This is a genomic window from Synechococcus sp. H55.2 (assembly GCF_047462495.1).
Classification (GTDB): Bacteria; Cyanobacteriota; Cyanobacteriia; order Thermostichales; family Thermostichaceae; genus Thermostichus.
The window spans coordinates 1-10,305 of record NZ_JANSJH010000094.1; the positions used below are offsets into that span (position 1 = coordinate 1).

General features: G+C 58.9%; 10 protein-coding genes. 4 read left to right on the forward strand and 6 right to left on the reverse strand.

Going from position 1 to position 10,305, the window contains the following annotated elements; genetic code table 11:
• The 4 genes from NW844_RS10565 to NW844_RS10580 form a co-directional block, all read right to left on the reverse strand.
• Window positions 1-458, reverse strand: a 458-nt coding sequence (locus NW844_RS10565; RefSeq protein ID WP_414335482.1) for a pentapeptide repeat-containing protein, incomplete at its 3' end; no start/stop codon positions are given.
• A gap of 246 nt (window positions 459-704) precedes the next feature.
• The gene (locus NW844_RS10570) at window positions 705-2,183 is read right to left on the reverse strand and encodes a hypothetical protein (protein ID WP_414335484.1); all 1,479 of its coding nucleotides are present in this window, start codon (window positions 2,181-2,183) and stop codon (window positions 705-707) included.
• Between the two features lie 148 nt (window positions 2,184-2,331).
• Window positions 2,332-3,249, reverse strand: coding sequence for a CoB--CoM heterodisulfide reductase iron-sulfur subunit B family protein (locus tag NW844_RS10575; RefSeq protein ID WP_414335486.1), 918 nt, complete (start codon window positions 3,247-3,249; stop codon window positions 2,332-2,334).
• Window positions 3,250-3,315: 66 nt separating this feature from the next.
• Window positions 3,316-3,768, reverse strand: coding sequence for a hypothetical protein (locus NW844_RS10580; protein ID WP_414335488.1), 453 nt, complete (start codon window positions 3,766-3,768; stop codon window positions 3,316-3,318).
• A 422-nt stretch (window positions 3,769-4,190) separates the two neighbouring features.
• On the opposite strand from NW844_RS10580, the gene NW844_RS10585 reads away from it, so the two are divergent.
• Window positions 4,191-5,216, forward strand: coding sequence for a D-alanyl-D-alanine carboxypeptidase (locus NW844_RS10585; RefSeq protein WP_414335490.1), 1,026 nt, complete (start codon window positions 4,191-4,193; stop codon window positions 5,214-5,216).
• 55 nt (window positions 5,217-5,271) lie between these two features.
• On the opposite strand, the gene NW844_RS10590 is transcribed toward NW844_RS10585, so the two are convergent.
• Both NW844_RS10590 and hpf read right to left on the reverse strand, forming a co-directional pair.
• Complete coding sequence (locus tag NW844_RS10590) at window positions 5,272-6,000, reverse strand: urease accessory protein UreF (protein ID WP_414335491.1); 729 nt, start codon at window positions 5,998-6,000, stop codon at window positions 5,272-5,274.
• Window positions 6,001-6,012: 12 nt separating this feature from the next.
• A complete protein-coding gene (gene hpf, locus NW844_RS10595) occupies window positions 6,013-6,585 on the reverse strand; it encodes a ribosome hibernation-promoting factor, HPF/YfiA family (protein WP_414335493.1) in 573 nt (190 codons plus the stop codon).
• Window positions 6,586-7,419: 834 nt separating this feature from the next.
• Between hpf and NW844_RS10600 the strand changes: the two genes are divergently transcribed.
• From NW844_RS10600 to NW844_RS10610, 3 genes are all read left to right on the forward strand, one after another.
• Window positions 7,420-8,646 carry an aminotransferase class I/II-fold pyridoxal phosphate-dependent enzyme gene (locus NW844_RS10600; protein WP_414335499.1) on the forward strand — a complete coding sequence of 409 codons (1,227 nt, stop codon included), beginning with the start codon at window positions 7,420-7,422 and terminating at the stop codon, window positions 8,644-8,646.
• Window positions 8,647-8,724: 78 nt separating this feature from the next.
• Window positions 8,725-9,531 (forward strand): PPC domain-containing protein, encoded by an 807-nt coding sequence (locus tag NW844_RS10605; RefSeq protein WP_414335495.1) that lies wholly within the window; start codon window positions 8,725-8,727, stop codon window positions 9,529-9,531.
• 451 nt (window positions 9,532-9,982) lie between these two features.
• Window positions 9,983-10,189 carry a hypothetical protein gene (locus NW844_RS10610; RefSeq protein WP_414335497.1) on the forward strand — a complete coding sequence of 69 codons (207 nt, stop codon included), beginning with the start codon at window positions 9,983-9,985 and terminating at the stop codon, window positions 10,187-10,189.
• The last annotated feature ends 116 nt before the right edge of the window (window positions 10,190-10,305 follow it).

Genomic DNA, 10,305 nt, shown 5'->3' on the forward strand with positions numbered 1-10,305 from the left:
CTGAGATTGGCGTTGCGCAACACCGCTCCCCGACGACTATCGAGTCGCAAGTTGGCCCCCCGCAGACAAGCCCCCCCCAAGTTGGCGCTGGTGAGGTTAGCCCAGCGCAGATCCGCATCCAGCAGATTGGCATCCAGCAGCAGGGCCAGGGTCAGGTTGGCCCCATGCAAATCTGCCCCCTGCAAAGTGGCGCCGTGCAACTGAGCATCTCTGAGATCCGCCTCGCTCAAGTCCGCCTGGCTGAGGTTGGCCCCACCGAGGTTAGCCCCAACAAGGTTGGCCTTCTGCAGCTTGGCCCGCCCCAAAAAAGCAAAAATCAAATTGGCACTGCGCAGGTTGGCTTGCGAGAGATCCACCCCGATTAAATCGGCCCGGCTTAGATCCAGGGCGGCTAGGTTTTCGCCCGCAAAGTTAGTGCGTCCTGCCCGGTAGAGGCGGAGCAGCTCCTTGGCATCCATAGGTAGAGAGGGGAAGCTCAGATGAAGCAGTGAGGGGGGATCTAACTGGTGGCCATTCTAGAAGAAAATCACGACGTTTCCCTACCGCTCTGCGCCGCCCTCACCCCAGCCCCTCTCCCAGCCCTCACCCCCAGCCCCTCTCCCAAAGGGAGAGGGGAGTTAGAGCGGCGCGTTGGCGACAGCGTATGGAATTCGAAGGCGATGGCTATGAGTGCTAGACGGGATCCCCAAACAGGGGGTTGGCTCTCAAACCAGTCCGAACAGACGGCGCTCTGCCTCTTCCATACGTTCCAACAGAGCAGCAAATTTCGTAGAGATCTCCTCCACTTCCTGCAAAAAGGCGCGCAACGCCTGGTACTTGAGAACCAAGGCTTCTTCCAGGCTACAGGTTGGGAACTGCTCATCCAACGCCTGGCCCAACTCGCTCAGGGCCTGTTCGATAGCCGCTTTAACCGAGCTGACGCTGCGCCGCACCAGACGCATCACCTCCTGCTCTAGCTGCGGCTTTTGCCGAGTTAGCTCGCTGCTGGCCAACACCTGTCTCAGGGAAGCATAGGGATCCACCAGCTCGCCAGGCACTTCCGGCAGAGCGTGTTCTCCACCGCCGCCGCGAAGGGGCTGCACCAGGCGCCACTCCGATTGCTCCAGCTTTTTCAAAATCCCCCTGAACATTGCGGCGGATCCCTCGACATCCCTCAAGAAGCCGCGCAACACCTGGTGTTTGAGCGTCAGATATTGGGCGGGATCCTCATCCTGTAGTCCTTCGTCCAGAGCATTGCCCAACTCGCTCAGGGTGTTCTCGATGGCCACCATCAGGGATCCGGCGCTGCGATGGAGCAGTTGGCGGCAGGACTCTGGGATCGCCTGTCGGAGGTCAGAAGAGGGGTTGGGCGATGTTGCCAGAGCTGTAAAAGCCGGAGACCCTATAGAGGGATCCTCCCCATCCTCGACCCAAGTCATGGGGGCGCCAACAGCATCTTCTGTATCGAGCCAATCGAGAGCGACAGAGGCGGGCTCGGCAGCTAACCCTCCACCAGCGGCGGTTTCTGGGGGCACAGAAACGTAAAGAGGCTTCAGCATCTGCAGCACGGCATTGGCGGCTTGGCCATCCTGATCAGGCTCCTGCGACTGTTGCACCGCCTCCTTCAGCCGAGTTTCCAGCTCTTGGGGGGAATTGCAGGCCCTATAAAGGGCTGTGAGCAGCTCATCCAGGCTGTAGCGCCGTAGGGCCGCCAACCCCTGCAGAGTGGGCTCTACTTTGTGGTACAAAGCCGTGAACAGAACCAGCTTGACCCGCAAAGGGCTGGCTTGCCGCATCACCCCTGCCCGCAACTCGAAGGGATCGTAGTCTTGCTTTTGCAGTTGCAAGCCCCCGTACTTCAAAGACAAGACAGGCGAGGGCTGAGCCCAAACCGATGGATCTGCTTGCGGCTGTTGATACAAAGGCTCCAGCTTGCTCAGCAGCATCTTGGCGATGCGGGCATACTCGGCTTTTTTGTTGATGCGGCTGATGGCATCTCGAAAGCGCTGGCCCAGAGCATCAAGGGTTGCGTGCTCACGGCAGAGCTGCTCCAGGAGTGCCTTCAGGTCTATTTGGCTCAACTTGCCGACATCGCCTTCCCAGGTGCTGGTGCAGGCAAAGTAAACCAGCTTTTTGACTCGGTCTGCGTACCCGCCCCGCTGCACTTCTTGCACGACAAGGCCCAGGGGATCCGAGACTACCATAGGGAGCTGCCAAGCAGGAGTATGCCGAATCTAAGCTTACGAGGGTCTTTGCGGTTTTTGAACAGGGCTGGGTATCTTGCTGGGCAGAATAGCATATCCTTCCCAGGCAGAACCCACCTGATGTTTGCCCAGGGATCCCCCCTGGAGTTTAGCGGCCTAGTTTTTGCAAGACCCTTTCCGCCTGCACCACATGGCGGTTCAATCCCAGGTTTTCCGCCGGGATCCCCAGGGCCAGGCCCACCAATTGCGGCACATGCAGGATCGGGATCCCCAGCTTGCGCCCGATCACCTGCTCCACCTCCGGCTGGCGCGAGTCCAAATTGAGGTGACACAGGGGACAAGGAGTCACCAAACAATCGGCTCCCGCCTCGATTGCTTCGAGGAGGTGCCGGCCTGCCATCGAGAAAGACTGCTGCGGGGCATAGCTGGAAAGGGGCCAACCGCAACACTGGGTGCGCCCGCGATACCAAACAGGGGTGGCCCCCAAATGCTCGAAGAGATCTTCCAGCAAACGGGGATCCCGCGCCACGTCAAAGCGGGAGATATCGTAGGCCCGCAACAGATAACACCCGTAGAAGGCGGCGCAGCGCAGCCCCCACAGAGGCCGTTTCACCTGTCGGGCCAATCGCTCCAGGCCGTAGTCATGAACCAGCACCCACAGCAAATGGCGCACATCGCCGGTGCCTTCGTAGCAGCTCTCACAGCTTCCTTGCTGGCACAGGGTTTGCACCCGGTGAAAGTACTCAGGATCCGCGGTTTTCGCAGCTTTCAACTTTTCATTCACGCGGCCCAACACCCCCTGGCAAGTGCTGCAGTGGGTGAGCATCGGCAACCCCAATGCCTCTGCCAAAGCCAGGTTGCGGGCATTCACCGTATCTTCCAGCAGCTCCGATTCTTCCTTGAAGGTGCCGGAACCACAGCAGGAAGCTGCCTCCAGCTCCACCAGTTCGATGCCCAAATGCCGCGCGATCCGGTTGGTAGAGTCGTACAGCTCGCGACAAGCCCCCTGGGCCACACAGCCGGGGTAGTAGGCGTAGCGCCAGGATGAAGGGAGGGCCGCAGTCATGAGAAGAAGCGAAAGAGCACTGGGTTTGCGATTGAGATGGGGGCTCTGGTGAACAGAGGCTAGCGCCTATTCCCCTTCAGGGGGCGCTGCTGTCTTGGCATCCCAAGCAGCCTCTGCCCCGTAAGAGTCGATATCAATGGCCTGGGAGCCCCCCATAGCCAACAGGGCCAGTAGGGATCCCAACTGCCACCACACCAAGCCTGCCGTACTCAGCACCAGGATTCCACCCACCCAACTGGCCAGAGTCAGAGACAGGCCAAAGACGTTCAAACACGCCACCACAAAACCAAGGGTAAACAAACAGCAGAGACCGTAGGTGAGGATCACCCCAGGAGTCCGGTAGCGAATTGTTGCCTGGCTATCTCGGTTGAGCTGCCAAAGGGCTACCTGGTATTCCAGCTTATCTTTGAAAATGATGCCGAAGATAAGAGCAAAAAAGCTAAGCAGGGCAATGGCGGAGTAAATGGGGGGATTAACAAAAGAACTGGAGAAGTTGCCGCCAGCGTAAAGGGGTTCCATGGGCCTCACCTCGGTTCGGGATCCAGGCTTTTAGCTTAACATTTCTTAGTACTAAAGATATCTAGGCTGCAACGAAGATTTGCCAAGGCGGTTCGGATGGCACTAGAGTAGCGTCAAGTCTTGCCAGCCCGTCGTCTTTTGCAAGTGTCTTGGGTGAGGTCATCATGCCGCTTATCCCACAGGGGTTGCGCCCCCATTGTCATCTCCTCCGGGCAGGGATCCCGTTGGTTGGTGCTTTGGCTTTGGGGGCCTGCTGGAGCAACCGCATAGGTGCCGAGTTGCCCACATCGGCTCAGAATCCTTTTCCCCCCATCCCCACCCCACCACCGCCCCTGCCTTCCCCCAGTGGGACTCCGGGCCTTCCCCCCTGGTGGCCCCGCGCACAATCGCCGGGGTGGAAAGATTCTCCCTATGCGGGGGTCTTGTCCGGCTTTTTGCAGGGATTGGCGGCCCAAGGGGGAGCGCTCTCACAACAGGGGATCCTGCTGTGGACGCCGCAGGGGGAGCTGTTGGCGGAGCACCTGCTGGATCGGCCTTTGCCGGTGGGGGCCTTGGATCAGTTGGCCATCAGCTTGATGGCTCTGGAGACTTGGGGCTACGAGCATCGCTTTGAAACCCGGTTCTACACCACAGGCCATCGGTCAGGCCACCGCCTGACGGGAGATTTGATCCTCGTGGGCAGCGGGGATCCCTATTTCACAGAGGCAAATGTGGCCGAGCTGGCCCGTCACTTACACAGCCTTGGGATTCGCCAGATCGACGGGGATGTGAAGGTGGTGCCCCCCTTCCGTTTGCTGGGCCAGCCCGATCCTGTGGCCGGCGCCCGGCGTCTGGCAGAGCTTCTCAGCGGTACCCAACAGCCCCATCCGGTTGCCATTGGCGGCTCTGTGTCGCTCCTGAGGGATTGGCCTGCAGATGCCCATTGCCTGGCCGTCTACACCTCGCTGCGCCTGGGATCCCTGCTGCAACTCCTCAACGGCAGCAACGACCGGGCCATGGCAGAAGCCCTGTTGGCGGAGCTGGGGGGCAAAACGGCCCTGCTGGAGTACCTGCGGCAGCGATTGGTGGCTCAGCCCATTGCCCGCCTGGATCCCCAAATGGCCCCTGCTGAGCAAGACATCCGCCTTGGAGAAGGAGGGCAAGCACTGTACCTCTCCCCTCGCGCCCTAGCTCATCTCTGGGAACACCTGCTGGATCTCACAGATGGGGATCCGACTCGGATCCTGCCCAGAGCAGGCATCGGCCACAGCACCCTGAGGGCGCGCACCTTGCCCCCAGGTACGACTGCCCAGGTGGGATCCGCTGCGGAGCGGCTGATGCTGATGGGGCAGTTGCCCAATGGCCACAACTTCATCTTGCTCAACCACAGTCCCGATCTGGGCGTTTTGCGCCGGCAACAGGATCAGTTCCTGCAGCAGGTGCTGGCCGTTGGGGAGCCTCTCCGCTGAACTGTGCCCCGCCCTCACCCCCAGCCCCTCTCCCAGAGGGAGAGGGGGGCAGCGTTCAGGACTGAAAAAGGCGGGAATAGAGCTGCTGGTGGGCTTGGCAATCGCGCTCGTTGAGGGGGGCGAAGCTGCTCAGGGCAGGCCAATTGAGAGCAGGATCCCGCCGGACAACCGGCAGGATCTCCTGCTGCACCACGGTCTCAATCGGCTCATACAATTGGGCCAGCAGACTTTGCCCCTCGCTATGCCCCAAAGGCACCAAGCGCACCGCCGCCGAGACCCACCCGGTGAGGGAGGCAAACAAAAAGGCCCGTAGGGTATCTTCCAGCCCAATGCCTGCCTGAGCACAGATCCAGCCGAAGGCCAAGGGATGATGCCACGGCTCCCCCACTGCTTGGGGGACGGAGATTCCCCAGGTGCGTTCTGCCAGTTGAGTCAAACGCTTCCCCAGATCCAAGCTGGCTTGCCGCGGCTCCGCCGCCCAACGGGTGGCTTGCAATTGCCGCTGCAGCTTCTCTACTCCCGACGGGGATCCCGCTTGCGCCAAACGGTGGGCCAGGGCACAGGCTCTGCCCTCAATGGGGGCCAAGCTCATGTGCAAAACCCCCAGCAGATACTGCTGCACCCCGACCCGATCCCGAAGTTGACCCGCCTGAACCGCCGTTTCCAAACCCCACGAGTGGCAATAACCACCAATCGGCAGGGCAGAATCGGTAAGCTGCAGCAAAAGATAGAAAGCGTTGCTCGATCCCCGCGAAGCAAGTTGGGAGAAAGGTTCGCCGCGCATCTTCACGAAGCTTTAGCGGGGGCGGATCAGGCCGTAGCCGCCGTGGTTGCGGACGTAGATGACGTTGATCTCGCCGTTTTCGATATTGCGGAAAACATAGAAGTCGTGATCCACCAGCTCCAACTGGTGCAGCGCTTCTTGAACTGACATGGGAGGCATGGCGAAGTATTTGGTGCGCACCACCTCAGCCGGCAACTCCGGCTGCCGTTCGGTATTAAGCGGATCGGTAACAGGCTGCTGGGACACCGCCCAAGAGGTTTTGGGGGCGTGGCGGGTGCGGTGCACGCCATTGCGTTCTTTGTATTTGCGCAGCTTGCGGGCCAGCTTGTCGGCCACACGATCGATGCTGGCATAGAGATTTTCGCTGCTTTCTTCCGCCCGGATAACGGTGCCATTGGCGTAGACGGTCACTTCGGCAGATTGGCTGGCACTGATACGGGGGTTGCGGGCTACCGATAGATTGACATCAACCTCACTGGTGATCTGGGCAAAATGGCTGACAGCACGCTCAATTTTTTCTTGAACGTAGCTGCGGATGGCGTCGGTAATCTCGACGTTCTTCCCTTGGATCACAAGCTTAGTCATGGAGACTCTCCCAGTTGTATCGGTTTACGCCTAAAGTTAGCGCCTTACCCTCGCAAAGGATCCCTAGAAAACAGCCCCCACCTCAGGCATGATCGCGGCCCGGCAACTTGCGAAAAGGGGCCATGCAAGCGGCACTAACCTCTTGGGTTAAGTCTAAGTTAACACCTCCCCTCGGGTTCCCGACCAGGAGTTAAGAATAAATTTAGGCTGTCTTAACTCTTGATGGCTCGCACACCAGTGCGATTGCTCGGGCAAAGAGGGATCCCTAGAATTCAGAACCCTAAGTTAAGTTAGGTGGAGAAGGTATGAAGCAAAGGGCTGGAGAGAGCAATCTTGCCGGCGAAACTTGAAATACTTTCTTTTGCTAACACTTGAATTCGACTCTGCGGATCGGAGAGGTGAAGGATAGATGGGTAAAACTCTCCCAACAACGCTCGCTATTGTCAATACCTAAAAGAGGGAGCCGAGTTGTTCAAGGAAACTCCCATGCAGTCGAGAAAAGCAGCGGCTGCTGAACCGGCACCTTCCCCCAGTCCGAATATCCCTCTATTCTTCCCGTCAATATCCCTCTATTGGGTCATTATACAACCTGGTGTGGGCCGCAGCGGCAGGGGACGCTTTGTCTGGCCGGGGCAGAAACTGACAGAGAAGATGAAGAAGTGCTAACTGAAATTAAGGTTTTTATCAAGATAGAGTTTCTGTGAAGCCATCGTTCCCAGAAGTAGCAGGTCTGAGAAGCTGTTTTTGGCCTCTGGGTTGGTGGCCGGTTCTGCTAGGGTTAAGGCCGGTTTGTGGGCAAGAAGTGGGGTGAACTCGGTGGGCAAAGGGATCCCGTTGCAGGCGGCGGCGCTGTTGGACAGAGCAGAAGCGGCTCTGCAGGAGCGGTTTCAGGCGATGGACCAGGTTCTCAGGGAGAACCTGGCGCGGGTGTTGCGGGCCTTCCACGACCAGCAGGTGGGATCCCACCACTTTGCCGGCGTATCGGGCTACGGCCACGACGACCGGGGGCGAGAGGTGTTGGATCGGGTGTTTGCCCAGATCATGGGCTGTGAGGCGGCGCTGGTGCGGCTGCAGATGGTCTCCGGCACCCATGCCATTGCCTGTGCTTTGTTCGGGGTGCTGCGCCCGGGGGATGAGCTGTTGGCCATCACCGGCCCCCCCTACGACACTCTGGAGGAGGTGATCGGCCTGCGGGGATCGGGGCGGGGATCCCTGCGGGAGTTCGGCGTTACCTATCGCCAGTTGGATCTGCGGAAGGGCGATGTCGATTGGCAGGCTCTGAAAACCGCTCTCAGACCGCAAACCCGCCTGGTGCACATCCAGCGCTCCTGTGGCTACAGTTGGCGGCCCAGCTTCTCCATTGCCCAGATTGCCGAGATGATCCAGATCGTCAAAGCACAAAACCCGGAGGTGGTGGTCTTGGTGGACAATTGCTATGGCGAGTTTGTGGAAACCCAAGAGCCAACCCATGTGGGCGCCGATCTGATCGCCGGATCCCTGATCAAAAATCCAGGCGGCACCCTCGTCCCAGCGGGGGGCTATGTGGCGGGGCGGGCCGAGCTGGTGGAGCAGGCTGCCTGCCGGCTGACGGCGCCGGGGATCGGCTCGGAAGGCGGGGCCACCTTCGATCTCAACCGGCTCCTGTTTCAAGGGTTGTTTTTGGCCCCGCAGATGGTGGCCGAAGCGGTCAAGATTGCCCACCTGGCCGCCCAGGTGTTTCACGATCTGGGCTACCCGGTCTCGCCTCTGCCACAAGCGCCCCGCACCGACATCATTCAGGCCATTCAACTGGGATCCCCGCAGAAGTTGCAGGCTTTTTGCCGCGCCATTCAAAGCAGCTCGCCGGTGGATTCCTACCTCACCCCGATCCCAGAAGTGATGCCCGGCTATGCCGATCCGGTGGTGATGGCGGCAGGCACTTTTGTTGCGGGCAGCAGTGCTGAGCTCTCTGCCGACGGGCCGATGCGGGATCCCTACACCGTCTATTTGCAGGGGGGAACCCATCTTGGCCACGGGCGGCTGGCCCTGGAAGCCGTCTTACAAGCTTGGGATTCCCTGTGAAGTTACCCACCCGCCCCGGCAAACCAATGGATAAAATTGAGGCGTGGTTTTGGCTCATGGGGGCGGGGAGTCTTGTCGATGTTGAGCTTGTGTCGTTCTTTCGCACTTCCCCGCCGCTGGGGATCCTGTTTGGCCCTGAGTCTGGTGGCGCTGGGGCTGTCCAGCAGTTGTCGGTGGTTGGATCTGCTGCAAGAGAGGAGCGCGCAGGTGGGATCCTCCCTTGCTTCTTCTCCCCTGTGGAGAGATGGCCGAACCCTGGCGGGAACCCTCAGCCCTGAAGATCTGAGCAACCCTCAGGATGGCAGCTTTTGGGATGAGATTTCGATTACATCTCAGCCGGGGCAGATCCTGATTGCGGCCCTGGAGAGCGAAGATTTCGATGCTTACCTGGAGCTGGTGGATGGCCAAGGACGGGTGATCGGCTTTGACGATGACTCCGGCCCAGATATAAATGCCTTGTTGGCGGTGCGTCTGCCAGAGGGCGGCACCTACACCCTGCGAGCCACCAGCTTTGAGCCAGAATCCACCGGCAACTACCGGCTGACCTATGTCCTCACCCAGATCGATTGGCAGCAAACTCCATCAGGCCGTCTGCAGGAGGGATCCCTGCAGCACCCCGAGGATGGCAGTTGGATGGACGAATATCCCATTGCCGCTCGCGCCGGCCAGATCCTGATCGCCTCCCTAACCAGCGCCGACTTCGATGCTTTTTTGCAACTGTTGGATCCCAGCGGAGAAGTCGTGGCTTGGGATGACGACCAAGGCGGCGGAACCGATGCTCTGATGATTGCCTTTCTGCCCCGCACCGGCACCTATACCCTGCGGGCCAACACCTATGGGCCAGGAGAAAAAGGGGCTTATGAGCTGCAGTACACCTTACGCTAGCACCCAGGCTCGTCAAGGTTCTTCCTCTTCTGGTGAAGGAGAGCGGGCAGTTTTTACCTTAAGGCCGATAGGGTGATGACCAGATTTTGACGGGAATCGTTATTTTTTCTATAGTTATGCTAAGTAGCGGTGAAAACCTTGCGAATTTTGCGCTCCCCTCTCCCGCTCCAAAGGGGAGGCTACTCATCTATGGCGGTGCAGGGCGCTGCGGAGATGTTTTAGACCGGCTTGAAATGGCTATGGCTAAGGTTAGCAACCTCTGGTTTTCTTCAAGCTTTCTGAACAAGGATGGTCGGCACTTACTGAGGTTTATGGGAAAGCATGACATCTTATCCTAAGTTGTGACGGAGCTGAAATATTGCTCTCACAGGTGAGGTCTTTTTTCTAGAATCAGGTCAATGGCCTAGACCATTCTTTTGCAGCTAGCCCCTATCCCCACAAAATGGATGCCATGACTCCTGAAATGGTACGCCAGTTTTGGTCTTTGGTCAGCGAGATTGGCAGGCCAGATTGGCTCACAAAACGCGATGACGACTTGGTGAATCTGCTTCTGAGCGCCTGCCAGAGAAAACATGTCCTCAGCAGTGTCGATGCCTCGGTGCTCAATCGCTACATCAGCATTCGCTTGCCCTTGATTCGCGATATCCTCGTTGAGTGAACGACTCCCGGCACTCATCTTCGTTGAGTAAACACAATTCACAAATACAGTGCGGGGCTTCCCGCCGATTAAGCTAAACCGAGAGAGGACAAGGCTTTCCCAATCATGCTGACCGC

Coding starts and splice junctions, on each gene's coding strand:
- NW844_RS10610 (WP_414335497.1), top strand. CDS start 9,983: ATGACTCCTGAAATGGTACGCCAGTTTTGGTCTTTGGTCAGCGAGATT.
- NW844_RS10605 (WP_414335495.1), top strand. CDS start 8,725: ATGTTGAGCTTGTGTCGTTCTTTCGCACTTCCCCGCCGCTGGGGATCC.
- NW844_RS10590 (WP_414335491.1), bottom strand. CDS start 6,000: ATGCGCGGCGAACCTTTCTCCCAACTTGCTTCGCGGGGATCGAGCAAC.
- NW844_RS10580 (WP_414335488.1), bottom strand. CDS start 3,768: ATGGAACCCCTTTACGCTGGCGGCAACTTCTCCAGTTCTTTTGTTAAT.
- NW844_RS10570 (WP_414335484.1), bottom strand. CDS start 2,183: ATGGTAGTCTCGGATCCCCTGGGCCTTGTCGTGCAAGAAGTGCAGCGG.
- hpf (WP_414335493.1), bottom strand. CDS start 6,585: ATGACTAAGCTTGTGATCCAAGGGAAGAACGTCGAGATTACCGACGCC.
- NW844_RS10575 (WP_414335486.1), bottom strand. CDS start 3,249: ATGACTGCGGCCCTCCCTTCATCCTGGCGCTACGCCTACTACCCCGGC.